At 63.6% G+C, this 25,349-nt stretch carries 25 protein-coding genes; 12 read left to right on the plus strand and 13 right to left on the minus strand.

Annotation, left to right across the window (positions count from 1 at the left end):
* Positions 1 to 136 precede the first annotated feature (136 nt).
* On the plus strand, positions 137 to 835 hold the full coding sequence (locus N826_RS10910; protein ID WP_044428614.1) for an extensin-like domain-containing protein: 699 nt from the start codon (positions 137 to 139) through the stop codon (positions 833 to 835).
* 24 nt (positions 836 to 859) lie between these two features.
* Here N826_RS10910 and N826_RS10915 read toward each other — a convergent pair whose 3' ends face one another.
* Both N826_RS10915 and N826_RS10920 read right to left on the minus strand, forming a co-directional pair.
* A complete protein-coding gene (locus N826_RS10915; RefSeq protein ID WP_044428616.1) occupies positions 860 to 1,537 on the minus strand; it encodes a ChrR family anti-sigma-E factor in 678 nt (225 codons plus the stop codon).
* A gap of 13 nt (positions 1,538 to 1,550) precedes the next feature.
* The gene (locus tag N826_RS10920) at positions 1,551 to 2,210 is read right to left on the minus strand and encodes a sigma-70 family RNA polymerase sigma factor (RefSeq protein WP_308518277.1); all 660 of its coding nucleotides are present in this window, start codon (positions 2,208 to 2,210) and stop codon (positions 1,551 to 1,553) included.
* Between the two features lie 178 nt (positions 2,211 to 2,388).
* Between N826_RS10920 and N826_RS10925 the strand changes: the two genes are divergently transcribed.
* The 4 genes from N826_RS10925 to N826_RS10940 all read left to right on the plus strand — a co-directional run bounded on the left by N826_RS10925 (position 2,389) and on the right by N826_RS10940 (position 4,837).
* Complete coding sequence (locus tag N826_RS10925; RefSeq protein ID WP_084720657.1) at positions 2,389 to 2,934, plus strand: invasion associated locus B family protein; 546 nt, start codon at positions 2,389 to 2,391, stop codon at positions 2,932 to 2,934.
* 98 nt (positions 2,935 to 3,032) lie between these two features.
* The gene (gene rlmN / locus N826_RS10930; RefSeq protein ID WP_044428625.1) at positions 3,033 to 4,226 is read left to right on the plus strand and encodes a dual-specificity RNA methyltransferase RlmN; all 1,194 of its coding nucleotides are present in this window, start codon (positions 3,033 to 3,035) and stop codon (positions 4,224 to 4,226) included.
* A 90-nt stretch (positions 4,227 to 4,316) separates the two neighbouring features.
* Positions 4,317 to 4,559 (plus strand): hypothetical protein, encoded by a 243-nt coding sequence (locus N826_RS10935; protein WP_044428626.1) that lies wholly within the window; start codon positions 4,317 to 4,319, stop codon positions 4,557 to 4,559.
* 17 nt (positions 4,560 to 4,576) lie between these two features.
* On the plus strand, positions 4,577 to 4,837 hold the full coding sequence (locus N826_RS10940; protein WP_044428627.1) for a hypothetical protein: 261 nt from the start codon (positions 4,577 to 4,579) through the stop codon (positions 4,835 to 4,837).
* 20 nt (positions 4,838 to 4,857) lie between these two features.
* Here N826_RS10940 and N826_RS10945 read toward each other — a convergent pair whose 3' ends face one another.
* Entirely contained in the window at positions 4,858 to 5,148 is a 291-nt protein-coding gene (locus N826_RS10945; protein ID WP_186818093.1) for a hypothetical protein, read from the minus strand.
* Positions 5,149 to 5,427: 279 nt separating this feature from the next.
* On the opposite strand from N826_RS10945, the gene N826_RS10950 reads away from it, so the two are divergent.
* Positions 5,428 to 6,645 carry an argininosuccinate synthase gene (locus N826_RS10950; RefSeq protein WP_044428629.1) on the plus strand — a complete coding sequence of 406 codons (1,218 nt, stop codon included), beginning with the start codon at positions 5,428 to 5,430 and terminating at the stop codon, positions 6,643 to 6,645.
* A 23-nt stretch (positions 6,646 to 6,668) separates the two neighbouring features.
* Positions 6,669 to 7,070 (plus strand): DUF29 domain-containing protein, encoded by a 402-nt coding sequence (locus N826_RS10955; RefSeq protein ID WP_244619626.1) that lies wholly within the window; start codon positions 6,669 to 6,671, stop codon positions 7,068 to 7,070.
* 143 nt (positions 7,071 to 7,213) lie between these two features.
* Here N826_RS10955 and N826_RS10960 read toward each other — a convergent pair whose 3' ends face one another.
* The 3 genes from N826_RS10960 to modD form a co-directional block, all read right to left on the minus strand.
* Entirely contained in the window at positions 7,214 to 8,641 is a 1,428-nt protein-coding gene (locus tag N826_RS10960; RefSeq protein ID WP_044428631.1) for an ATP-binding protein, read from the minus strand.
* Between the two features lie 72 nt (positions 8,642 to 8,713).
* Positions 8,714 to 9,418: an NnrU family protein gene (locus N826_RS10965; RefSeq protein ID WP_044428633.1), complete on the minus strand. Its 705-nt coding sequence runs from the start codon at positions 9,416 to 9,418 to the stop codon at positions 8,714 to 8,716.
* Positions 9,415 to 10,275, minus strand: coding sequence for a ModD protein (modD, locus tag N826_RS10970; protein ID WP_044428635.1), 861 nt, complete (start codon positions 10,273 to 10,275; stop codon positions 9,415 to 9,417). The genes N826_RS10965 and modD overlap by 4 nt, the downstream gene beginning before the upstream one ends.
* 286 nt (positions 10,276 to 10,561) lie before the next feature.
* Here modD and N826_RS10975 point away from each other — a divergent pair, with 286 nt between their 5' ends.
* Positions 10,562 to 11,137: a type 1 glutamine amidotransferase domain-containing protein gene (locus N826_RS10975; protein ID WP_044428957.1), complete on the plus strand. Its 576-nt coding sequence runs from the start codon at positions 10,562 to 10,564 to the stop codon at positions 11,135 to 11,137.
* Between the two features lie 64 nt (positions 11,138 to 11,201).
* On the opposite strand, the gene chrA is transcribed toward N826_RS10975, so the two are convergent.
* On the minus strand, positions 11,202 to 12,596 hold the full coding sequence (chrA, locus tag N826_RS10980) for a chromate efflux transporter (RefSeq protein ID WP_044428637.1): 1,395 nt from the start codon (positions 12,594 to 12,596) through the stop codon (positions 11,202 to 11,204).
* A 191-nt stretch (positions 12,597 to 12,787) separates the two neighbouring features.
* Here chrA and N826_RS45700 point away from each other — a divergent pair, with 191 nt between their 5' ends.
* Positions 12,788 to 12,913 (plus strand): hypothetical protein, encoded by a 126-nt coding sequence (locus N826_RS45700; protein WP_280178475.1) that lies wholly within the window; start codon positions 12,788 to 12,790, stop codon positions 12,911 to 12,913.
* Between the two features lie 55 nt (positions 12,914 to 12,968).
* Here the strand turns inward: N826_RS45700 and rpoH are convergent, their stop codons facing one another.
* Positions 12,969 to 13,868 carry an RNA polymerase sigma factor RpoH gene (rpoH, locus tag N826_RS10985; RefSeq protein ID WP_044428640.1) on the minus strand — a complete coding sequence of 300 codons (900 nt, stop codon included), beginning with the start codon at positions 13,866 to 13,868 and terminating at the stop codon, positions 12,969 to 12,971.
* Positions 13,869 to 14,523: 655 nt separating this feature from the next.
* Here rpoH and N826_RS10990 point away from each other — a divergent pair.
* Entirely contained in the window at positions 14,524 to 17,160 is a 2,637-nt protein-coding gene (locus N826_RS10990) for a GAF domain-containing protein (RefSeq protein ID WP_044428643.1), read from the plus strand.
* A 9-nt stretch (positions 17,161 to 17,169) separates the two neighbouring features.
* On the opposite strand, the gene N826_RS10995 is transcribed toward N826_RS10990, so the two are convergent.
* From N826_RS10995 to katE, 5 genes are all read right to left on the minus strand, one after another.
* Complete coding sequence (locus N826_RS10995; protein ID WP_044428645.1) at positions 17,170 to 17,850, minus strand: TenA family protein; 681 nt, start codon at positions 17,848 to 17,850, stop codon at positions 17,170 to 17,172.
* 6 nt (positions 17,851 to 17,856) lie between these two features.
* Positions 17,857 to 18,132: a GNAT family N-acetyltransferase gene (locus tag N826_RS11000; protein ID WP_044428960.1), complete on the minus strand. Its 276-nt coding sequence runs from the start codon at positions 18,130 to 18,132 to the stop codon at positions 17,857 to 17,859.
* 20 nt (positions 18,133 to 18,152) lie between these two features.
* On the minus strand, positions 18,153 to 19,181 hold the full coding sequence (locus tag N826_RS11005; RefSeq protein ID WP_244619627.1) for an alpha/beta fold hydrolase: 1,029 nt from the start codon (positions 19,179 to 19,181) through the stop codon (positions 18,153 to 18,155).
* Between the two features lie 29 nt (positions 19,182 to 19,210).
* Positions 19,211 to 20,344 (minus strand): alpha/beta hydrolase, encoded by a 1,134-nt coding sequence (locus N826_RS11010; RefSeq protein ID WP_211099256.1) that lies wholly within the window; start codon positions 20,342 to 20,344, stop codon positions 19,211 to 19,213.
* A 210-nt stretch (positions 20,345 to 20,554) separates the two neighbouring features.
* Entirely contained in the window at positions 20,555 to 22,678 is a 2,124-nt protein-coding gene (gene katE / locus N826_RS11015; RefSeq protein WP_044428647.1) for a catalase, read from the minus strand.
* A 227-nt stretch (positions 22,679 to 22,905) separates the two neighbouring features.
* Between katE and N826_RS11020 the strand changes: the two genes are divergently transcribed.
* Together N826_RS11020 and N826_RS11025 are read left to right on the plus strand one after the other, a co-directional pair.
* Positions 22,906 to 24,165, plus strand: coding sequence for an MFS transporter (locus N826_RS11020; protein WP_169789322.1), 1,260 nt, complete (start codon positions 22,906 to 22,908; stop codon positions 24,163 to 24,165).
* Positions 24,166 to 24,275: 110 nt separating this feature from the next.
* Positions 24,276 to 25,337: an SPOR domain-containing protein gene (locus N826_RS11025; RefSeq protein WP_044428650.1), complete on the plus strand. Its 1,062-nt coding sequence runs from the start codon at positions 24,276 to 24,278 to the stop codon at positions 25,335 to 25,337.
* Positions 25,338 to 25,349 lie beyond the last annotated feature (12 nt).

The raw sequence follows: 25,349 nt of genomic DNA on the forward strand, positions 1-25,349 counted from the left end.
CCCATTTAGTCCCCGGCCACATGACAAAAAAGGGCTGCTCCGGATTATGGCGGCCGTAAGGCTGAAGCATGGCGAGTAGCGACAGCGTTGCCGACCGATCTGGAACGGAGAATTCATAGATCCATATGTACTCGCCATGGGAAAGTTGCTGGTTTTTCTTATCGGGATCATGGCGGGCGTCACCACCACCTTGATCTATGTTGGTATCGTCGTGGTGCCTCCTTCGTGGAGCCCGTGGGGGCCGCTGGACCTGACGGCGGAACCGGGCGCTTTCACCAGACTCCAGCTTGCCGGTCTCCGTGAGGAGCCGGGGACCTGCTTCGCGGCGCTGGAGCAGGCCGGCATCCGGTTCACTCCCCAGCCGCGACGGGCGATCGAGAACGGCTGCGGGCTGGTGGATACGGCGCGTGTCGAGCAGGCTTCCATCTCCTATAGCGACAGGTTCGTCGCGACCTGTCCGCTGGTGGCGGCACTCCACCTGTTCGAGCGCCACGTGCTGGACCCGGCGGCGCGCCGGCACCTGGGGACCGGAGTCTCCCGGATCAACCATGTCGGCACCTACAGCTGCCGGAACGTCTATGGCCGCGAGGCGGGCCGGCGCAGCGAGCATGCGACGGCCAACGCGATCGACATCCGGGGGTTCGTGCTGGAAGATGGCCGGATCGTCTCGCTGGCGCGTCACTGGGACGGCAACCGTGGGGCCGAAGCCGCCTTTCTCCGCGAGGTCAACGACGGCGCCTGCCGCTTCTTCAACGCGGTGCTCGGTCCCGACTACAACGCAGCCCACCGCGACCACTTCCACCTGGACATGGGCCGCTGGCGAGCCTGCCGGTGATGCCCGATGCTTCGAACCCGGAGCTCAGAACCTTATGAACGGGTTCAGCAGCCGCATCAGCGGTCCCGTCAGGCGAAGCGGCGCGTCGATCACCGTCAGGCAGAGACATTCGCCATCGTCGTCGGCCACGGGGCTGTGATCGGTTTCCCTGTCGCAGAAGCTGAAGTCTCCGCGCTGGTATTGCTTGTCCCCATCGCTGAAGCCGCCGGCAAGCACGAGCGTCATCTCGGTGCCGGCATGGGTATGACGTGGAACCCTGACGCCAGGGCCGATCCGCAGCAGTCGCGCCCGGACGTTGCCGGTACGGCCCCTGCCGACGGCGATATCGGCCTGCTCGACGCCTCGCATGACCCGCTTCCAGCGGATCGTTTCAAGATCCTGGCCGATGTAACCCCGCAGCGGCTGAGGCACTGGGCCAAGCGTAGCGTCGTCAGCCGGAGACCGGCGGTCCGGAACCGGAACCGGAACCGGAACCGGCTCGTCCAGCCGCGCCAGCAGGTTGTCCAGCGCCTCGGACGGCACGGCAGCCGGTTCGATCGCCTCCAGCAGGGCGCCGCCCAACGACTCGAACTGCGCCACCACCTCGCGGCACTCGGGACAAAGCGCCAGATGGGTCGCGAGCGCCAAGCCGGCGGCTTCTCCGGTGGAGCCGGCGGCGTAGTCGAGCAGCAGTTCCAGGCTCGGGTGATGGACCGGGAGCATCAACGGCTATCCATCAGCTTCCTGCCAATTCCCGCCGCAACCGCTCCAGGGCGAGGCGGAGGCGCGACTTGACGGTACCGAGCGGCAGTCCCTTGTGCCGGGCGATCGCCGAATGCGGCTGGTCTTCGAAATAGGCCAGCCGCAGAAGGTCCGCCTGTTCGGCGGGGAGTTTCGCGATGGCGTCACGCAGCCGCGCGGATGCTTCCGCCTGCTCGATCGACCGGTCGGCGGCGGCAGGCTGATCGGGCACCAGCGCCGGGTCTTCCGGATCGAATTCAGGGCGGCGGTCGCGCCTTGCGGCGTCGATCCGCTTGTTGCGGGCGATCGTGAAGATCCAGGTGGATGCCATGGCACGCGCCGGATCGAACGTATCGGCCCTGTGCCAGACCATCAGCATCACCTCCTGCACCAATTCGTCCGCCTGCGACGGCGCGATGCCCGAGCGCAGCAGATAGGCCTTGAGCCGCGGTCCCATCCGGCCGAACAGCAGGCCGAAAGCGTCCTTGTCCCGATCGCGTGCGATCGCGACCAGAAGTTCGTCTGACGATCGGCCATCCAGGGCGGCCGGGGACGGGACATCGGGCATTTTCCCATTGGAGGCGAAGACGCTTGACGGAACAAGCCCCGCGATGAGCCCGGCCGGCGGCTCCCTGCCGGCGGCCGTGAAGTTCATGCGCGTTCCATAGCCATTTCTACGGCAAGACCGCTATATCGGATCACTGGTTAACGGAAATTTTTCCAAATGAGGGCACAACGGAGTTAAGCACAGACAAATGGCGCTACGGGCGCTGGAAATCCTCCCTCAACCTGTATAGTGTGGCGCCATGCCGATACCATTTCGCACCTGCACAATGACCCGCCGATACACGTTCTCCCGTTACGCCAGCCTCGCTCCCGCACTCTGCCTCGCTATCGCAGCGCTTGCCTCTTCCGGCACCGCCATGGCGGCGGAGCCGCAGTTGCTCGGCTCGTTCCGCGACTGGAACGCCTTCTCGTACGAGGAGAACGGCAACAAGGTCTGCTACATGTCGAGCCGTCCCAAAAAGGACGAAGGCAATTACAAGCAGCGCGGCGACATCTATGTGCTGATCACCCATCGTCCGGCGGAAAAGAGCCTGGACGTGGTGAGCGTGACCACCGGCTATACCTATCAGCCCAACAGCGAAGCGACGGTTTCCGTCGGCAACCAGAACTTCAAGCTGTTCACCGACGGCGACACCGCCTGGGCACGCGACGAGCGGACCGACAAGTCCCTGGTCGAAGCGATCCGTACGGGGTCCGCCATGGTCATCAAGGGCACCTCGAATCGCGGCACCGCCACGACCGACACCTACAGCCTCTCCGGCACGTCGGCCGCCTATGACGCGATCAACAAGGCCTGCAACGTCAAGCGATGAAGACGTGGGGCAGCATCGCCCCTGTTTACGCGGCTTCGGGGTGTCTTTCGGCCACGCAGCATTTGACAGAACCGCTGAAAACCCCCATCTAGCGCGCCATGGGTGTTTCAAGTCATGCAAGTATGTTCGCGCCGGCGGCCTCGAGGGCTGACGGGCGCCGGAATTTGATCGGGCTCGACCGCGATGAACTCGCGGCCGAGCTTAACGCGTTGAGCCTGCCGGCGTTTCGGGCGCGCCAGATCTGGCACTGGCTCTATCATCGCGGCGCCACGACGTTCGACGTGATGACGACGCTGGCCAAGCCGGTGCGCGAGCAGCTGGCTGAACACTTCTTCATCGACCGGCCGGAAGTCAGCCGCGACCTGAAGTCGTCGGACGGCACGGCCAAGTGGCTGCTCAAGATGGCCGACGGCCAGCAGTTCGAGACGGTCCATATCCCGGAAGAAGACCGCGGCACCCTGTGCGTTTCTTCCCAGGTCGGTTGCACGCTGACCTGCCGGTTCTGCCATACCGGCACCCAGCGGCTTGTCCGCAACCTGGAGCCTTCGGAGATCGTCGGCCAGATCATGCATGCCCGCGACCGGCTGGGCGAGTGGCCGGCGCCCAAGGAAGGCCGCATGCTGACCAACATCGTCATGATGGGCATGGGCGAGCCGCTCTATAACTACGACAACGTCGCTAAGGCGCTGAAGATCGTGATGGATGGCGAAGGCATCGCCATTTCCAAGCGGCGGATCACCCTGTCGACTTCGGGCGTCGTGCCGATGATGCGGCGATGCGGGGAAGAGTTGAACGTCAATCTTGCGGTCAGCCTGCATGCCGTCAACGACGAGCTGCGTGACCGGATCGTGCCGCTGAACCGGAAATATCCGATCAAGGAACTGCTGGACGCCTGCCGGACCTATCCTGGCATCAACAACGCGCGGCGAATCACCTTCGAATACGTCATGCTGAAGGGTGTCAACGACAGCCTTGCCGACGCGCGCGAACTGGTCCGGCTGCTAAAGGACATCCCGTCCAAGATCAACCTGATTCCGTTCAATCCGTGGCCGGGAGCGCCGTTCGAGCGCTCGACCAACGCGTCGATCCAGGCGTTCGGCGACTATATCAACAACGCCGGCTTCGCCAGCCCCGTGCGCACCCCGCGCGGCGAGGACATCATGGCCGCCTGCGGCCAGTTGAAGTCTGACAGCGTCAAGCAGCGCGCGTCCGACCGGCTGGCCGAGGAAGCGGCGGCCCGTGCCGCCGTGGCGCTGATGGTGGCGGAGAAGGAAGCTGAACTGACGCTTTAGCAACGGTGTTGGGCCACGGCCCAACCTACCAGACAAGCACTCGTAGGTTGGGCCGTGGCCCAACGGATAACTCAGGTTGGACAGACCGCCGTGCAGTACTTTCTCGACCCGTTCTGGTTCAACCTAATCCTCAGCCTCGCCTCGCTCTGGCCGCTGTGGCGGATCTTCATCCGCGCCGGCCTGAACCCGGTCTGGTCGCTGCTGACCTTCGTCTCGGTCGTCATCCCGCTGCTCGGCCAGTTGCTGGTGCTGCTGGTGCTGTTCCATTCCAAATGGCCGACGATGCCGCCGAAGCCCGAGCCGCCGCCACGCAAGAAGCCCCGGACGGCTTGAGGGAGAAGGTACAAGTCATGGACAACCTGATCGAAACCGTCACCTTCTTCCGCAACACCGATCCCAACGTGTCGCTGATCGTGATCGGCATCATGCTGACATGGACGCTGGCCGCCGGATCGTTCCTGCTGGCGCGGCTTGGAATCAAGCCGCTGTGGGTGCTGCTGCTGGTGCTGCCCGGCCTGAACGTGCTGGCGATCTGGCTGTTCGCCTATGTGCGCTGGCCCCGATACGAAGAAGCCAAGCACAAGGGCTGGACCCCAGAACCCCACGGGTAAAGACGGTTTGGAAGGTTTCCTCAGGGCTTCGGATCGTCATAGCTCGTCCAGGAGCCGTGCGGTCCGCGCCTGCTCCGGCCATGCGGCCGGTCGTCCACCGCGTCGTCATAGCCGCGCCGGTTGCTGTAGAACACCAGGAACATCAGCCCTCCGCCCAGCGCCAGGGTACCGACGCCGCCCAGGATCAGCGCCAGCATCCCGTGAGGGCTGATGGTCACGTCGGCGCCGTCGAGCGTCCAGCCCGCGATGCCGAACACCAGGGCCGCCCCCAGAAGGGCGACGAGCACGCCGATTACCAAAGCCGTTTTCATGGCGACACCGTACCTTGTCACAATGGAAATTCAGGAACGATATCCTGCCGGAGTCAAACCGGCCCCGCGACCGGTTTGTTGCGCGAGACCGGTTCCGTCAGGGACCGGTCCATCAGGGGCCGGTTCCGTCAGGGACCGGTCCATCAGGGGCCGGTTCCGTCATATGACAAAACGGACAGCCTTGCGGCCCGGCGCGGATAGCCCTAATGTCCCGGCGGTTTTGCGACACCTCGCACAGCAACTCTCGGACTGAAACACTCGGACTGTACGGGCACCCACATGAGCGGCGACATCAAAAAAATCGTGCTGGCCTATTCGGGCGGCCTCGATACTTCCGTCATCCTGCGCTGGCTGCAGGAAACCTACAGCTGCGAGGTGGTGACCTTCACCGCCGATATCGGCCAGGGCGAGGAGCTGGAGCCCGCCCGTGCCAAGGCCGAGCTGCTGGGCGTCAAGCCGGGCAACATCTATATCGACGACCTGCGCGAGGAATTCGTCCGCGACTTCGTCTTCCCGATGTTCCGCGCCAACACGCTGTACGAGGGAACGTATCTGCTCGGCACCTCGATCGCCCGGCCGCTGATCGCCAAGCGCCAGATCGAGATCGCCAACGAGGTCGGAGCCGACGCCGTCGCCCACGGCGCCACCGGCAAGGGCAACGATCAGGTCAGGTTCGAACTGGGCTACTACGCCCTCAAGCCCGACATCAAGGTGATCGCCCCCTGGCGCCAGTGGGACCTGAACAGCCGCACCCGCCTGCTGGACTACGCCGAGCAGCACCAGATCCCGATCGCCAAGGACAAGCGCGGAGAGGCCCCTTACTCGACCGACGCCAACCTGCTGCACATCTCGTATGAGGGCAAGGCGCTCGAAGACCCGTGGGTCGAGCCGGACGAGGACATGTTCACCCGCTCGATCGCTCCGGAAAAGGCTCCGGACACCCCGACCTATGTCGAGGTCGAGTTCAAGCACGGCGACGCCGTCGCGGTCGACGGCGTGGCGCTGTCGCCGGCGCAGGTGCTGACCAAGCTCAACGAGCTTGGCGGCCAGAACGGCATCGGCCGTCTCGATCTGGTCGAGAACCGGTTCGTCGGCATGAAGAGCCGTGGTGTCTACGAAACCCCCGGCGGCACCATCCTTCTGGCTGCCCACCGCGGCATCGAGAGCATCACGCTCGACCGAGGTGCGATGCACCTGAAGGACGACGTGATGCCCCGCTACGCCGAGCTGATCTACAACGGCTTCTGGTTCAGCCCCGAGCGTCTGGCGATCCAGGCCCTGATCGACTCGACCCAGCAACAGGTCAACGGCACCGTCCGCCTGAAGCTGTTCAAGGGTCAGGCCAGCGTCGTCGGTCGCAAGTCCCCGAACTCCCTGTACCGCCTGGACTACGTGACCTTCGAAGCCGACTCCGTCTACAACCAGAAAGACGCCGAAGGCTTCATCAAGCTGAACGCGCTGCGCCTGCGCCTGGGCGCGATGGCGAAGGGTAGCTGAGCAGCGACCACGGGGGGACGGACATGGCCGATCCCCCCACCCTATACGACCACGACTTCTTCGCCTGGACCCAGGATCAAGCGGCGGCTTTGAGACGTGCCCAGCGGGACCGGATCGACGCTCCGCTGGATTGGGAGCACCTTGCCGATGAGCTTGAACAGTTAGGCGGTTTGATCAAGGACTCGATCCGATGCGACTTGGCGGCCGTGATCGAACACCTGCTCAAGCTTGAGCATTCACCTGATACCGGCTCATGGACGAAGTGGCGCGCATCGGTACGCAAGGCCCGACGTCACCTGAACGACAAGATCGCTAGCCATCCCAGCCTCTTATCCTATCCACAGATCATCCTGACGGATGCATGGCTCGACGGCTGTGACGATGCGCTTCAGGACGACTGCATGGTAGAAGCGGCACTCCCGTAAGAATGCCCTTATACCCTGGAGCAACTCCAAAATCCGGATTGGTCGCCGGAGAACCGCCACAGAAACAATTCAGAAAATCTTAAAGTTTGAAGTCTCTCATATACCAAGCATACCTAATATACATCATGGAACAGGGGGCACTCTTAAGATTGCCCTGCCTCAGCAAATGCTGCGGCTAAACGCTTTTTGATAGCATTAGGAATACCATCTACTCCAGCCATAGTAGCATAGAGACTGTTTGGCATAAAATTAAGTTCTATACGAGATCTATCCAACTCAAACCAAGCAGTTTTAGTTAAAATTAAACCAATAGATAGCCCATTCTTTTCGCAGAAGCTCTCGACATGCCTGATGCCCTCATAGGGCGGTTGAGCAATACGATCGCTCCACTTGATCTCTATTGCGCTAATTGGCTTCTGAGTCATGGTTGATAACTGAACGAGATCAACCTCGCCTTTGTCCCAACGAGCATAATGCCAGTCTGAGAAATTGGGTCCCTGCGCGATTTGGCTTACGATGGCTGTCTCGACCAAGCGGCCAAGACGTGCGTCCTCATCGTCGGAAACAGGGCCAAACAAGGCTGTGTGCAGACTGGGATTCGTCAGATAGATCTTGAAGCAGGATTCGCGTTTAAACCGTGCAGCATTATGATCAATCCGATGTAGTCTGAGGATCAGGAAGGCGGCTTCAAGGTATTCGAGATATTTCCGTAGCGTGTTTTTGGCAATACCAGACTCCTTGCTAAGATTTTCATAGCTGATCTCGTTGCCAGTGTTATAGGCCAGCATGGTCAGGAGACGCTTTAACTCTTGCACATCGGCAATGCCATAGAGGCTTGGAAGGTCCCGCAGCAACACCTTGTCAACGATGTCGTTGGCGATATAGCGCGACATATCGGAACGTGCCGCCTCGTCCATGATCGCTTCAGGAAAGCCGCCAAAATTGATATAGTCGATGAACTCGGTATTGAGTTTTTCAGTTTCCCAAAATGTTCCAGCGCCATGACCTCGGAAATCCAGGAACTCCGAAAAGCTCAGCGGCGGCAGGTGATAGTCGGTGAACCGTCCAGCCCCGGACTCCTGGCTCTTGAGCCGCAAGGCTGCCGCAGCCGAGCCGGAAACCGTGAACTTCACGTCTCGAAACGAGTCCACCAGCGACTTCAGATGCCGCTCCCAATCGGGGTGATATTGCACCTCGTCGAAGAAGACGAACAGCTCGGCGCCTGGACCATGGCCGTGTTCGTCCATGAACAGGTTGAGCAGCTTCTCCATCCACAGGCCGGTGTACAGCGGCGTATCGAGCGAGACATAGAAGATCGACGAACCCACGACGCCGCCATCGAGCAGGCTCTGAATCGCCTGATTGATCATCACGGTCTTGCCGACCCGTCGCGGTCCCATCAGGACAACGGCGCGGCGGGGTGAGCGGCGTTCGACCAGATCGTAGAAAGCCTTGAAATAGGCCCGTCGCGGCCAAGCCCGGTATTCCCGGTCGATGCCGACTCCGGCTGTCCACCACGGATTGTCGAAGGCCAGACGGCGACGGATCTCGGTATCGGTGATCTGTTCCATATCCAGCCTACAAATAAGATCAATGCCTTGATCTTATTTGTAGGCCTGCCGTCAGCTAACCGTCAACGACATTCACACCGGCGGCAGCGGCGATACCCCGAACAACCAGCTATGGCCGTGCAGCAGACCGGCGTACAGCACCAGGGCCACCGCCAGCCGGACCCAGCCGATCTCGCGGATCGTGATGCCCAGGTCCTGGCGGCCCTGGATCAAGGCCACGAACGGGATGTTGGAGCTTAGCTGGGTCCAGCGGGTCCAGGCGTCGCCATGGCGCGCGGCGTTCTTGGCGTCGATCAGGACGGAGCCGAGCAGCGCCAGCACGGCCAGCGTGCCGAAGAACAGCAGCGATGCCCAGTCGCCGTTCGGCACCATGTGGGCCAGCGACCACAGGCCGATACCCCACATCACCGGATTGCGGGTGATCTTCAGCACGCCGCGCGGCCCCAACTCCTGCTCCAGCAACTTTTCCTGGCCGACCGCCGTGGGATTGGGAGTGCTGACGCCGCCGACCAGCAGCAGGAAGGCCAGCGGCATCACCGCCAGCGGCACGAACCACATCCATGTATCGGGAAACCACACCGGCATCAGGGGAGCCGCGCCATAGGCCATGACCAGCCAGACGAAGGCCGCCAGCGAGATCAGCGAATAGACGGCGCGGTAGCCGCCCTCGCCGATCTTCCCGATCAGCGTGGCGCGCAGGCCCGTGCTGGCGATGCCGAAATGGGTCGCCAGCAGGAAGGCGGAGGCGAGGGCGAGCCAGCCTAGGTTACCGGTCATGGCCGTTCTCCAGCGGAGTTTTCGATACGGGAAATGACCACCTTCACGTCCATCGGCCCGGAGAAGTACGGAGCCGACGTCACCAGCACGGCGCATCCCGTGGCGGCGTAGGCGGCGGCATTGGTCTCGCTGATGCCGCCGGCGGCGGCGACAAGGGGCCGCGACGGCAACGAGGACACGCGCCGGACTACGTCGGCCACGGCTTCGGGGGGCAGCTTCTCCAGTTGCAGCACGTCGGCGCCGGCTTCCGCCGCCGCCATGGCAGCCTCGACGGACGATACTTCCACCACCAGCTTCTTTTCCGGATGCCGGCGCTTCAGCCCATGAAAATCCGTCGTGCCATCCAGGAAGACGGCGTGCTCGGGGAAGACCAGCAGCGTTTCGGACAATCCCAGCCGGTGCATCTGGGCGCCTCCGGCCAGCACCGCCTTGACGCTGATCTCCTTGGTGCCGGGGAAGTTCTTGCGGGTACAGGCGACGGCGATATTCGGCGCTTCGGCCCGTGCCACCTCGACGATCCTGCGGGTCCGGGTCGCGATGCCGGAGGCATATTCCACCAAAGTCTGCGATACCTTCCAAGCGAGATGGATACCCGCAGCGGGTCCTCGTCCCTCCAGAAAGACCGTTCCGGCGGCGATCCTGTCGCCGCTGCCGTAACGCAGGTCCGGCGCCACGCCGACACGCTCCAACATGCGGGCTGCCTCCTCGGCGCAGCACAGCACCATGTCGGCCCGCGCGGCGTAGGTGATCCTCCCGGCAGCCCGGCCGATGCCGAGCGCGTGGGTGGTCAGGTCACCCGTCGGGGCATCCTGGGCCAGCAGCGCGTCCAGGGCGCCGTCACCTATCGCCAGCAGCATGGAGTTCGCCGTCCTTCCGCAATGTCGCCGCCTTCTTTACAAGGCGCGCCGGGATGTTAACCGTTGCGGCGGATCAATGCACCTGCCCGTCTCGCCGCAGGAGACAGGTAAAAGTTCCCTTCCCTAAACCGAAATATTTCCCCCTTGATCATATCGAAACCGGCCCCAATTCTGTTGACAAGGGCAACGCGCAAGATCGCGACGCACTCAGCCAGCATCATTCACTGAATCTCTGTAGACTAGAACAAGAATGATGCTGGGCATCGACATGATTTGGAGGAACAAGATGGCTCAGTCCATTGATGGCCGCAAGGTCGCTATTCTGGCTACTCATGGCTTCGAGCAGACTGAACTGACCGAACCGCAAAAGGCCTTGAAGAACGCCGGCGCCACCGTGCATGTCGTGTCGCCTGAACAAGGCTCGATCCGGGGTTTTAAGCACCTCGATCCCGGCGAGAACGTCACCGTGGACCGCGCCCTTAGCGAGGCCAAGGCCGATGATTACGACGCGCTCTTGATCCCCGGCGGCCTCTACAATCCGGATGAACTGCGCACCAACGAGGCGGCGCTCCAGTTCGTCCGCGAGTTCTTCAAGGCCGGCAAGCCGGTCGGCGCCATCTGCCACGGACCGCAGGTCCTCATCAGCGCCGGTCTGGTCAAGGGCAGGACGCTGACCGCCGTGACGCCGATCCGGGTCGATCTGACCAATGCCGGGGCCACCGTGCTCGACCAGGAAGTGGTGACCGACAAGGGTCTCGTGACCAGCCGCACGCCGAAGGATCTGCCGGCCTTCTGCGCCAAGCTGATCGAGGAGATCGGCGAGGGCCGCCATCGTGGTCAGGCGGCTGCTGCCGCCGAGTAAGCCGCCGCCGAATAAGTCAGACAAGCGGCGGGCCGTGGGGATTGCTCCACGGCCCGATCCGCGTTCACGAGATCAGGTGCAGCAGCACTCCCGCTGCCGCGCACCCGCCGATGACGGGCAGGACGCCGGCCTTGAAGCGGAAGATGGCCACGACAGCCGCAGCGGTCAGCACCAGCGCGGCGAGATCGATGGTAGCCGCAACCGGCCAGTCGATCGACATTCCGGCGATCTGGACCTCCCTTACCTCCCTGAACAGGGTGTGCAGCGCGAACCAGATCGCGAGGTTGAGGATGACGCCGACGACCGCCGCCGTGATGGCGCTCAGCGCCGACGTCAGGGCGCGGTTGCCGCGCAATGATTCTACGAAGGGCGCTCCGAGGAAGATCCACAGGAAGCATGGGACGAAGGTGACCCAGGTTGCCAGCAGCCCCGCCAGAGTGCCCGCCAGTAGCGGCGGCAGGCCGCCGGGATCGCGGAAGGCTCCCATGAAGCCGACGAACTGGAGCACCATGATGAGCGGCCCCGGCGTCGTTTCCGCCATGCCCAAGCCGTCCAGCATCTCGCCCGGCTGGAGCCAGCCGTAGTTCTCTACCGCCTGCTGGGCCACATAGGCCAGCACGGCATAGGCGCCTCCGAAGGTGACGACAGCCATCTTCGAGAAGAACAGCGCTATCTGCGCATAGACGCTGTCCCAGCCCAGCGACAGTCCGAGCATCAGGATCGGTCCGAACCAGAGGACGAGGCAGATTGCCGAAATCCTCAACGACCAAGCCAGCGACGGGCGGGCATGGTCCGGCGTCTCCTCCCCCAGCAGGGTCTCCGCATCCGCGACAGGCTTGCCTCCGGCGGAGGCATGGCCGCCACCTACCTGGAAGGCGCGCAGCCCGGAACGGCCGCCGAGGAAGCCGATCACCCCGGCTCCCAGCACGATCAGCGGGAACGGCAGGTCGAACAGAAAGATGGCGGCGAAGGCGGCTGCCGCGATGCCGACCATGGCGCCGTTCTTCAACGCCTTGTTTCCCAGCCGCACCACCGCCTGAAGCACGATGGCCAGCACCGCCGCCTTGAGGCCGAAGAACAGCGCCGCCACCAGCGGAACGTTGCCCAAACCGGCATAGATCCAGCTCAAAGCCATGATCGAGACGACGCCGGGCAGCACGAACAGCACGCCGGCGATCAGTCCGCCGAGCGTCCGGTGCATCAGCCAGCCGATGTAAACGGTGAGCTGCTGGGCTTCCGGTCCCGGCAGCAGCATGCAGTAGTTCAGCGCGTGCAGGAAACGGGTCTCACCGATCCAGCGCAACTCCTCCACCAGCACCCTGTGCATCATGGCGATCTGCCCCGCCGGCCCGCCGAAGCTCAGCAGGCCGATTCGCATCCAGACCCGTAACGCCTGGGCCAGCGTGACGCCGTGGCCATAGGGCCGGGCCGGAGCGGTGACGGCCGGAACGTCGGTCATGAAGGGAGTTCCCCTGGCGCTGTGATCGCGGAACCGCAGTTATGCCGGAGAAGCTATGCCGGAGACTGGGTTCGGGCGCAATGGGCGGCGTGCGATTGCATCAAGCGCATTCAAAGCGTATTGTTCACGATAAAGGGGCAGGCTTCGCCGTCGAAGTGCCAGCCCCACTCGCTTCAGGGAGAAAGCCAGTCATGAAAGCCTTTTTTCTCGGCATCCTCACCGCCGTCCTTCTGGCCGTCGGCTCGGCGGTCGTCCTGCAAGGCTATGTTCAGAAACCGGTGACCGAAGCGTTCAGCACATCCTCGGTCCGTATCTGAGCCGGCTATCTTCAAATCGAGTCGGAACGAGTCACAAAATAATGGACCTGGGCCTTCAGCCCGCCGCCAGCATCGGCTGGCGGACGGGCTTGCGGAGCGCCTGGGAGGCGTTCAGGACAGCCTTCTGAAGCTTCTCGAAGGCGCGGGCCTCGATCTGACGGATGCGCTCGCGCGATACGTCGTATCGTTCGCCAAGCACCTCCAGCGTAGCCGGTTCTTCGGCAAGCCGGCGTTCCAGCAGGATCTGGCGCTCGCGGTCGTTCAGCTTCTCCAGCGCTTGGCCGAGCAGGCGGCGGCGCAGCGCCATCTCATCGGCTTCGGCGACCACCGCTTCCTGGGTCGGACGCTCGTCCGACAGAAGGTCGAGCCAGTCGGTGTCGCCTTCGCCGCCGACAGCCGCGTTGAGGGAACTGTCACCCATCGACAGCCGGCGGTTCATCTCGACCACTTCGGTTTCGGGAACATCCAGCTCGGTCGCGATGCTCGTGACCGTTTCCGGCGAGAGGTCGCCCTGCTCCAGTTCCTCCATCCTGCCCTTGAGCCGGCGGAGGTTGAAAAACAGCTTCTTCTGGGCGGCGGTCGTGCCCATCTTGACCATCGACCAGTTGTGCAGGATGTATTCCTGGATCGAGGCCCTGATCCACCAGATCGCGTAGGTCGCGAATCGGAAGCCGCGGTCGGGATCGAATTTCTGCGCCGCCTGCATCAGGCCGACATTGCCTTCCGCGATCAGTTCCGACGCAGGCAGGCCATAGCCGGCGAAACCGCGGGCGATCTTGATCACCAGCCGCAGATGGCTGCCGGTCAGTTGCCGCAACGCTTCCTCGTCCCTGCGGTCACGCCATGCCAGCGCCAGATCCTGCTCCTGATCGGGCCTCAGCATGGGAAAGCGTTTGGCTTCCTCAAGGTAGCGGCCCATGCCGCCGCCGCTCTGCGCAATGTTCAATAACGTCATTCGTCGAGCCTCCTCTTCCGTCGACATGTCCCACCCTGACCACCAGAACCGCATGGACGCGACAAAATCGCCCCTTGAAGGAGGGCGATTTTTGAAAATCACATCCACCGGATCGATAGGTCGGGATTTCCGGGAAAGTTCGTCGCTGCGAAATGGGCTCAAAAGCCCCGACGAACAGACAACAGATAAGCCTTCCTCATCGTTTTTCAAGAGTTTAGCGGTTTTCGACCACCTGAACTCCTGTTCCGTAAGTCATCAACAGGCCGATATGGTAACAAATTTATAACAGGATTCATAGCGTTTGGCGGACATCTCATAGCCGTGTTCTAAAATCGGCATAGCGGGAACGATCCATTTTTTAAGAGATTTGCGTCTTAAACTCTATTATCTACGAAGCTTGTTGATTCTAATCACTTGTTTGTATCGACAGGTAGGCTTGCTCCCCATGTCCTGGTGCACGTCCTACCGGCCCGAGTCCGAATCTTTACAAACCAAAAAGCTAATAAAATTTCGCTTAAACGTTAAGCCGTTGCGAATATTGACCGTCTTTACCTCTTTATATGCGTCGGCGTGTTAATTCCTGGCTGGTGGGTTATGATCGGTGCCGCTGATAGCCACTGATATCAGTCTATAAGAACTTACCGGGGGTTGTTGTATGGTCGTAACGAACCCATCGTTCGGCACGGCGGATTTGACCAATTGCGATCGCGAACCGATCGAAATACCCGGATCGATCCAGCCGCACGGCATCCTGGTAGTCCTTCACCCGGAAAGCCTGGTCATCCTTCAGGCGGCGGGACCGACCGACGTCCTGCTGGGGCTGACGGCGGAGGACCTGCTGGGCGTCGAGTTCGGAGCCCTGGTCAGCGCCGACGCGATCCAGGTCATCAGGGACATCCTGACGCGCGCCAGTCACGGCCCCCGGTCGGAGAACCTTTTCAGCTTCGAGGTGACGGCGGTCGGACAGAGGTTCGACGCCGCCGTCCATGCCGGCGAAGCGGGCATGATCGTCGAGATGGAGCCCGTGAAGTCCGCTCCCCCGCTGCCGGGCGGGCCGCTGGGGTTGGTCCAGACGATGCTGGCATCGGTACAGGATGCCGGCGGCCTCAAGGACTTCTGTCAGCGTGCGGCCGAGGAGGTCCAGCGAGCGACGGGGTTCGCCCGCGTCATGGTCTACCGCTTCAACGAGGATGACAGCGGCCATGTCTTCGCGGAAGCCCGGAAAGGAGAGATCGGTACATATCTGGATCTGCATTTCCCGGCGTCCGATATTCCGGCGCAGGCGCGGGACCTGTACAGCCGCAACTGGCTGCGCCTGATCGTCGACGCGCGGTACCAGCCGGCGCCGCTGGCTCCAACCCTCAGTCCCCTTACCGGAGCACCGGTCAACCTGTCCCACTGCGCTCTCCGCAGCGTTTCGCCGCTCCATCTGGAATATCTGGCCAATATGGGCGTGCGTGCTTCCATGTCGGTCTCGATCATGCGGGGCGGCAAGCTGTGGGGCCTGTTCGCCTGCCATCACGACCAGCCGAGACATCTGGCGCCCGGCCTAAGAGCCGCCTGCGAACTGTTCGCCCAGATGTTCTCCTTCCAGCTCGAAGCCAGGATCAAGGCCGATACGCTGGAAGAGGCGATGCGCATGCGCGACATCCACGACCGGCTGGTCGCCGTGATCTCCGGCGAACCGGACATCGTCCACGGCCTTGTCCAGCATCAGCCGAACCTCCAGGATTATCTGCCGTCAAGCGGCGTCGCCCTGTGGTTGGACGGCAGGTACTCGTCGATCGGAACGACGCCCGATGAAGGGAAGATCAAGAAGCTGGCGGAATGGCTGACTACCAGCAATGCGCCGGGCGTCTGGGCGACCGACCGCTTGCCTTTGGTCTGGGAAGACGGGTACGACATGGCCGAGCAGGCCTGCGGCGTGCTCGTGCTTTCGGTGTCGCGCAGTCCGCGCGACTACATCTTCTGGTTCCGGCCCGAAGTCCTCCGGACCGTGACCTGGGCCGGCAATCCAAACAAGCCGGTGGAAACGAAGCCGGGCGAACTCCGTCTGTCTCCCCGGCGCTCCTTCGATGCCTGGGTCGAACAGGTGCGTTTCAGGGCCGTGCCCTGGAGCGAGGCTGAAATCACGGCGGCCCAAACCCTGAGAACCACGCTGCTGGAGGTCGTGCTCCAGCGGGTCGACCAAGTGGCGCGGGAACGCGAGCTGTCCCGGCAGCGGCAGGAACTGCTGCTGGCGGAACTGGACCACCGGGTCAAGAACACGCTGGCAAACATCCAGGCGCTGGTCCAATACGCCTCGGCCAGCGGCGGAAGCGGTGGCGATGCCGTCACGGGCGCCGCCTCCGAGATGCTGAACGGCTTCACCGCCTCCTTCGGTCATCGCCTGCGGGCGATGGCCCATGCTCACAGTCTGCTGACCCAGAGCCGCTGGGAGGGCGCGGACCTGCGCAGCCTGCTGGAGGAAGAAGCCCGCGCCCACACCGCGGGAGTGGAAGGAGCGACGATCCGCACGCGACTCACCGGGCCGGAGGTCATGCTGAGGCCGAAGGCCGCCTTGGCGCTCAGCATGGCCATCCACGAGTTGGTCACCAATGCGGCGAAATACGGCGCCTTGTCGGTACCCGATGGAATGGTGGACATCTCCTGGGCCTTGAACGAGAGCGGCAAGAACGGCGAGGGAGCGACTTTCACGCTCGACTGGATCGAACGCGGCGGTCCTCCGGTTTCGCCGCCGACACGCCGCGGTTTCGGCCGGATCGTGATCGAGAAGAGCCTCGCCTACGAAGTCGATGGCGAAAGCAGGCTGGTCTTCGCGGCGGACGGTGTCCGGTGCCATGTCCGCATCCCGGTCGAGCATGTCGTCGATTGGGAACGGACCCCGCAGGTATCGATGACGGCAGCCGGTCCCCGGATGGAAGCGGAGCCGGTCCTTCCCAGCCGCATCCTGCTGGTGGAGGACTCCGGCCTCGTCGCGATGCAGATCCAGAACCTGCTGGAGGAAGCGGGCTGCGAAGTGGTGGGTCCGGCGTCCCGGGTCGGACCTGCGCTCAGGCTCGCCAGGAGCGAGGTCATCGACGCCGCCGTGCTGGACGTCGATCTCAACGGTACGCCATCCTGGGACGTCGCCGATGCCCTAGCGTCGCGCGGCATACCCTTCATGCTGGCGACCGGCTACAGTTCGGACGATGCCCTGCCGGACCGCTTCCGCTCCGTGCCGAAGCTCCTGAAGCCTTTCTCGACCGAGGGCTTCGAGGTGGCACTGCGGAATCTGCTGAAAACGCCGTAACCTCGCACTTCACTCATAAGCTGCGTCGAAGAAGGCTTCCTCCAGTTCCATCATGCGCCGGAAGTTCGCGGCCATGACGCGCCGAGTTTCGTCGTCCACCGAGGCGCCGACCCGGTCCGTCTCCTCGCGCAGCCAGGTGACGAAGGCCTCGAACGGCGGAATGGCGTGCAGCTCGATCCACTCGGACAGCCAGAACTGCCGGGGACGCTCGGGCGGACAGGCCTTGGCCCAAGTCAGGTAGCTCCACTCGGCGGCACACAGGACGCTGAGCGCCTGGGCATAGCTGCCGCTGCGCCCCGCGGACTGAAGCAGATCGATGAAATCGCGGGTGACGGGTCCAAGCTCCGGCGTCTTCCAGACCGGTTCGGGGACAGCAAGTTCCCTGAACGACCGCAGGAAGAAGTCGTTCTCGTCGGCGGTGACGGCGGCGGCGAACTGGGCGAACTGGCGCTTGGACGGCATGGACGGCGCGTAGGCGATGGCGTAGCCCAGCAGCGCCACGAAACTGTTCACGAAGGCGTAGTCCTGGACCAGATAGCGGGCGGCGACGGCATCGCCAAGCGTACCCGCCCCCAGTTCATGGGCGAACCGGTGCGTCGTCATGCGGGTCCAGTGCGGCTCGGCCCCGTCCCGCAGCCAGTCGGTGAAGCGTGCTTCCGGATTGGTGTCGCGGTGCTCTTCGAAGGTCAATGCCCGTTACTCCAGCAGATCGTGATATTCGCGATGGCGGCGTATCCAGGCCGATGCATAGCTGCATATGGGCACGACCTTCAACCCTTCCGCCCGCGCGGTTTCCATCACGCCCCGCATCAGCCGGCCCGCCGCACCCGTGCCGCGCAAGGACGGCGGCGCCTCGACATAGGGGATGTGCAGGATCGAGCCGTTGCGGCGGTAATTGGCGAAGACGATCCTGCCGTCCACATCCAGTTCATAGCGGCTTCGCGCCGCGTTGTCGGTGATAGCGTCCGTCATGTCCATTACCTGTACTGTACCTATCGCTGCGCCGACACCTGCCCGAGGTTTTCCAGCAAAGCCGCGTTGAACCGATCCGGCGCCTGGACCTGCGGCGAGTGGCCCAGGTCCGGGAAAGTCACCAGAACAGAACCGCCGATCCGTCCGGCCGTGCGCCGTCCCAGTTCGGCGTAGTTGCCGAGCCGCTTCGCCAGCTCGGCCGGCGCCCGGTTCTTGCCGATGGCGGTGGTGTCGCGCTCTCCGATCATCAACAGCGTCGGCACCCGGATATTCTGCACCTCATGGACGACCGGCTGCATGAAGACCATGTCGGAGGTCAAAGCCTGGTTCCAGGCGACCAGATCGCCGCCCTCGCCCCGGTACATGCCGGCCAGCATCTCGACCCAGCGGTCGTAGCCGGGACGCCACTCGCCATTGTAGTAGGTCGATAGCTGATACTTCTTGATGCTGTCGGCACCGGTCTTCAGTTCCGACTTGTACAGCTCGTCCACCGTCACGACCGGCACGCCCTCCGCCTTCCAGTCCTCCAGTCCGATCGGGTTGACCAGCACCAATCCCGACATCTCGTCCTGGTACATCAGGGCGTAGCGCATCGCCAGCATGCCGCCCATCGAGTGGCCCATGACGATGGGATCGCTGACACCGGCTTGATCCAGCAGGGCTCGGGTATTGGCCGCCAGCTGGTGGAGGCCGAACTGGTAGGCCCGAGGCTTGCTGGATTTGCAGAATCCTACCTGATCGGGAACGACGACGCGGTATCCCGCCTCCGTCAGCGGCCGGATGACGCCTTCCCAAGTCGCCCCGCAGAAGTTCTTGCCATGCAGAAGCACGACGGTCCGGCCGTTGGGATCGGCCGTCGCCGGCACGTCCATGTAGGCCATCGACAGCGGCTGGCCCTGTGACGTGAACTCGAACCGGCGGACCTCATGCGGATAGTCGAAGTCCGCCAGCATCGGATCGGCCAGAGCGGACCGCACCGGCATCAGAGAGGCCCCGGCAAGTGCGATGCCCAGGACCAGTGTCGTCGCGCGTGCGATCCGCTTCATCATGTCCCCTACTCTTTCATATCCTCAACAGGTCAGGAGCCGGAACCGGCCGAACCCCCGACGAAGGCCTCGCGTAGCCGGCTGGCGACATAGGCCTGCGCCTCCTTGGCTTTTTCCACGACCGGAGCCGCGCCGAAGAACTCGTGGGTGACGCCCTCGTAGTTGTTGGACGCCACTTCGACGCCGGCGTTGCGCAGCCGCTGAGCCAGCAGCTGCCCTTCGGAACGCAGCGGATCGATCTCGGCGGTGACGATGGTGGTGGGCGGCAGCCCTGCCAGATCGGGCGCATCCACGACGTTGATCAAGGGATTGTTGCCGTCACGCGGGTTGCGCAGGTACTTGTCGAAGAACCAGCCCATCATCGCCTTGTTCAGCGGCTTGGCGTTCTCGTTCTCCTGGTACGACTCGGTGTTCATGTCGTTGCCGGCGACCGGATAGATCAGCGCTTGATGGACCGGTGGACGGAGTCCCTGTTCCTTTGCCATGCGCGATACGCCGATCGCCATGTTGCCGCCGGCGCTCTCGCCCGCCACCGCGATGCGGTTGGGGTCACCGCCGAACTGACTGGCGTTGGCCTGAGCCCAGCGATAGGCAGTCAGCGCGTCTTCGTGGGCGGCAGGGAACTTCGATTCCGGACCCTTGCGGTATTCGGCCGAGAGGACGATGGCGCCGGACTGGTTCGCCAGCGCGCGGGCCGACGCGTCATAGGTGTCGAGGTCGGCGATCACCCAGCCGCCGCCGTGATAATAGACGATGACGGGCAGCGGGCTGCGTGCAGCACCTGGAACGTATATGCGTGCCGGCTGCGAACCGCCAGGACCGGGAATGCTGACGTTGCGGACGGATGCCACTGCTTCGGGAGCGGTGCTCTGGCCGTCGTCCTGAAGCAACTTCTTGACCGCGTCGCCCAGCGTGGGCTGCTTGCGGGCCTCCGGTGCGGACAGCGTCTCGATCGGCTTCGGACCCAGCGCCTGGAGCGCCAGCAATGCGGAGGCCATGTCGGTGTCGGCGCTCGCCAGCGTGGGAACGCCTTGGGCTGCGGCGGCCGGGTCCTTGGACACGGCGGTCCCCAGATTGGACATCTGCTGGCAGGCCCCAAGGGCCACCAGGGCCACGGCCCCCATCAGCAGCGGGGCGAGAGAGGAATGCTTCGGCCGATTCTTCATCTTAACCTTTCGCGATGCGGCACGCTCCGGCGCCACGATCTTCATTGTCTTATTCAAATCACTCCAACAAGAAAAACCAACCGGCAGTTCCCATTTACCCGTCACATGCACGTGATCGTTCAGGTAAAATCAGGCGTAATACTATCAATAAAAAATGCGCGGATGCTTCCAGCCGCGCATTTACTTACCAGCCGATTTCAGGCCTCCAAATTAGACCTGCTTCACCTTCGCTTCGCGTTCCCAGAACCTGACCTTGCGGCAGGTCTGAACGAAGGTCTTGGCATCGCCCGAGCCTTTCAGCTCGACGAAGCCCTTGTCGATATCCGGAGCGACGCCGGCCTTGTCCAGCAGCGGCATGGCATCGGTGTTGTAGGCGATGAACTTCGCGTGGGCGAAGGCGTCGTTGACGAAGTCGCGGGCAGTCGCCTCCTTCGCCAGCAATGCCGCTCCAGCCGACGACAGCAGGATCGCCACGCTGTCGTAGACGACGGAGGGAGCGCCGTTGATTTTCTCGTCGCCCTCGATCCAGGTGCCGTCGCTGGCCTTGACGCCGCCGACCATGGGAGCGACGAACTCCAGCATGGCGCCCTCGGCGAGCACGGCTTCCTTCAGCGACTTGACCAGATCGATGTCCACGCCGTCGCTGACCAGCACGCCGACTTTGCGGCCCTTGAAGCTGTCCGGCCCGTTGAGCAGGATGCTGAGCGCCGGGGACGCCGGCAGGTCCTTGCGGGTCGGGCGGGCGGCATCGGCGGGCTTGGGCTTCTGCTCCAGCCGCAGGCCCGTGATCACCTTGTCGGCCAACTCGTCGTCGACGTTCATCAGATGGGACACCATCCGCGAGCGGATCGCCGGGGTCTTGACCTTGCTCAGTTCGAAGATGAAGGCATCGGCGATGTGGGTCTGCTCGACCGGCGTCTGGCTGATGTAGAACTGGCGGGCCTGACTGTAGTGGTCGGAGAAGGTTTCCGCCCTGATCCGTAGCTTGGCGCCCTGCTCTTCCGCCGGATACGACTTGAACCCGATATCGGGAGCCTCACGCGGACCGCCGGCCGCTCCGCCCCAGGAGTTCGGCTCGTAGTTGGCACGGCCCTTGGGGTTGACCATGGCCATATGGCCGTCCTGCTGGAAGTGGTTGACCGGCCTCTTCGGCGCGTTGATCGGCAGATAGGTGAAGTTGGGGCTGCCCAGACGCTTCAGCTGCGTATCCAGGTAGGAGAAGTTGCGACCCTGGAGCAGCGGATCGTTGGTGAAGTCGATGCCGGGGACGATGTTCTGGGTACAGAAGGCGACCTGCTCGGTCTCCGCAAAGAAGTTGTCGACCGTGCGGTCGAGCACCATGCGCCCGACGATCCGGACCGGCACCAGTTCTTCCGGAATCAGCTTGGTGCTGTCGATCACGTCGAAGTCGAACTTCTCGGCGAAGTCCTGGTCGAAGAGCTGGACGCCCAGTTCCCATTCCGGATAGTCGCCGGCCTGGATGGCGTTCCACAAGTCGCGGCGGTGGAAGTCGGGATCGGCGCCGTTGATCTTGAGCGCCTCGTTCCAGACGACCGACTGCATGCCCAGCTTGGGCTTCCAGTGGAACTTGACGAAAGTCGATTTGCCTTCGGCGTTGACGAAGCGGAAGGTGTGGACGCCGAAGCCTTCCATGAAGCGGAAAGAGCGCGGGATTGTCCGGTCGGACATGATCCACAGCGCCATATGCATGCTTTCCGGCGACAGGGAGATGAAGTCCCAGAAATTGTCATGCGCCGTCTGCGCCTGCGGGAAGCCCCGGTCCGGCTCCTGCTTGGCGGCATGGATCAGGTCGGGGAACTTGATGGCGTCCTGGATGAAGAACACCGGGATGTTGTTGCCGACGAGGTCCCAGTTGCCTTCCTGGGTGTAGAACTTGACCGCGAAGCCCCGGACGTCGCGCGCCAGATCGGGCGAACCCTTGTTGCCGGCGACGGTGGAGAAGCGGACGAAGACCGGCGTCTTTTCCCCGGCGCGCTGGAACAGGTCGGCGCGGGTGATGTCGGACAGCGAATCGGTGGTCTCGAAATAGCCATGGACGCCGAAGCCGCGGGCATGGACGACGCGCTCCGGGATACGCTCATGGTCGAAGTGGAAGATCTTCTCGCGGAAATGGAAATCTTCCAGCGCTGTCGGACCGCGATAGCCGATCCGCAGCGAGTTCTGGTCGTCGGAAACCGGGATACCCTGCTGGGTGGTCAGCACCGGCACATCGCCGCCAGCCACCTGATGGGTCTCTCCCCCCTCGCCGCGGATGACCTCCTGATCGCCGAAGGTCGCTGTTGTACGGCTGCTGGTAAGCCTGTCGTCCGGCATTTGGGTCGCCTTCTTCAATTTCCGTATGAGGGAGATGACGCGGATGTCCGAAGCGCGCGTAATGGCGCGCCATATGGCTCAAGCCGCTCAAAGGCGGCGATAAGTCAATGTCCGCTAATCCCTGTTGCTCAACCGATTGCGCTTAGAATGGTTCCAAAGGAAATCCCCGCACTGCCGGGTTCCATTACCTCCTTGCCGCCCCGCGCGTCCCCTATATGCTGCCGGCCATGCCGACTGACCTGACCTCAGCTTCCAAATCACCCAGCACTCCCAAGCCGCCGCTGCGTGCGATCATGCTTCCCGTGGCGGCGCTGGCGGGGGTGCAGGCGCTGGTGTCGGGAGGCCTGTTCGCGGTGCCGACCATAGCACCCGCCATCGCGGCGGATATCGGGGTCGAGCCTTCGGCTCTGGTCGGCGTCTACATGGCGGTGATCTTCGCGCTCGGCATTGTCTCCTCGCCTGTCGGCGGCGACCTCGTGATGCGGCTGGGGGCGTTGCGGGTCAGCCAGCTTTGCCTGACCGGATGCGGGATCGCCCTGGCGCTGGCGTCCAGCGGGACCGCCTGGATCTTCGTGCCGGCAGCCTTGCTGCTGGGATGCGTCTTCGCGCCCGAGACGCCTGCCAGTTCGCATCTGCTGATGAGGATCTCGCCGCCGGAACGGCGCGGACTGGTCTTCTCGCTGAAGCAGACCGGCAACCAGATCGGCGGCATCGCCGGAGCCCTGGCGCTGCCGGCCCTGGTCCCGCTGGTCGGCTGGCAAGGCGGGCTTCTGCTGGTCGCATGCCTGTGCGGCGTGGCCGCCCTGCTGCTGGCGCCGCTCCGCCGCACTTGGGAAACCCCGGCGGAGCCGCAGACCGGCACGATATTCGGCCGCTATGGCAAGGCGCTGAAGCTGGTGCGCGACGATGCCCGGCTGCGCGCCATGGCGCTGGCGGGGGGTGCATATTCCGCCATGCAGATCAGCCTGAACGCGTTCCTGGTCAGCTTCTGCGTAATCGAGCTTGAGATGCCGCTGACATTGGCCGGTGCGGCGCTCGCGGTGGCGCAGACGGGCGGTCTGGTAGGCCGCGTCTTCTGGGGCGTCGTCGGCGACCGGATCGGACATACCCGGCTGGTGCTGGGATTGCTGGGGATCGCCATGGCGGCGGCGGCGGTGGCGACGGTCGGAACGAGTTGGACCTTTCCGACGTTCGCGACTTTCTGCTTCCTGTTCGGGCTGACCGCGAGCGGCTGGAACGGGCTCTTCCTGGCCGAGGTCGCGAAGCTGGCGCCCCGGGGCCGCGTCAGCGAAGCGACCGGCGGCGTGCTGATCGCCAGCTTCGCTGGGCTCGTCGTCGCCCCGCCGCTGTTCGGCCTGATCGTGGCGTGGTCGGGCAGCTATGTGCCGGGTTTCCTGATCATGGCAGCCGTCTGCCTCGCCGGAGCAGTGCCGCTGATCGCGAGCCGAATTGACACTGCCACCCCGAATACCCCAATCGATTTATAGAATCTTTACCCGGCCGCGCCAGAATTCCGGTTCGCTGAATCCGCTGAGATTGGTTTCGACGCTGCGGCTCCAGGTGCTGCTCCCGGATCGGCCTGGAGGGGAGATTCGTCTTGAGCTTCAAGTTCATCGCTATCGCTTACGGGATGCTGGGCGCCACCGCGGCAACCGGCTACATGGTCCAGGGCGGTGGTGGCGGCGGCGCCGTCGGCAAGCGTCCCAGCGGCCACGTCGCCGAGCAGCCGAAGCCCGAACGGGTCGCGAAGCTGGAGATGCCGCCCAGGGCCGCTCCGATGCCGCAGGTCGCGATGGTCGCATCGTCTCCCCAGGACGACTCCGTTGTCATGACCTCGCCGGCGGCACCGGGCGTCGCACTCTCCTCGACTCCCTTGACGGCTCCGCCGACGCCGGCTCCTCCGCCTCCTCCGCGCACGGCCGTACACGAAGAGAAACCGGCCGAGCCCACGGTCGAGAAGACCACGGAGAAGCCGGATGACAAGCCGGTCGGGAAGATCGCCGAAAAACCGCCCGAAGATCACCTCAGCCCAAGCGCCGGACGGAATTACATACAGATTACGGCCGACATGCTGGTCAACCCCTGGACCGGAGAGTGGCTGACCAGCGACGATCGTTCCACGGGCTATCTGTCCGGTCCGGCCAAGGGGCCGGCACCTCCAGCGGCACCCGCGCCCGTGATGATGGCCGAAGCGCAGCCGGCTGCGGTAGCGCCGCCACCAACAGTGCCGCCTGCGGCAGCGCAGGCGCCCGCAGTGCCGCCGCCCGCCAGTGAGGCTGCCGCGCCGCCGGCTCCTCCGGCTGCCGAGTCCATCCCCGTCAGCATTCCAGTAAGCATCCCGGTCACGACACCTATCCTGGTGAAGGCGTCTTCGCCGCCAGCGACCAGACAGGCGGCCGGGCAGCAGCACGGCTACATGGCGCACCTTGCCTCATACCGGGACGAAGTCCATGCGGCGGCAGGATGGAAGACCCTTCAGAAAGCGCATCGCGACCTGCTTATCAACAGGTCGCCGGTAACCCTAACCGCCGAAATTCCCGGTCAGGGAACCTTCGTACGGTTGATGGCCGGTGGTTTCGGCCAATTGGCCGATGTCTCGGAATTCTGCTCGGAGTTCAAGGCTTCGGGCCAGTACTGCACCCCGGTCAAAGCCAAATGACAAGCATCGGAC

The sequence above is a fragment of the Skermanella aerolata KACC 11604 genome (assembly GCF_000936425.1).
In the GTDB taxonomy this organism is placed as follows: Bacteria; Pseudomonadota; Alphaproteobacteria; order Azospirillales; family Azospirillaceae; genus Skermanella; species Skermanella aerolata.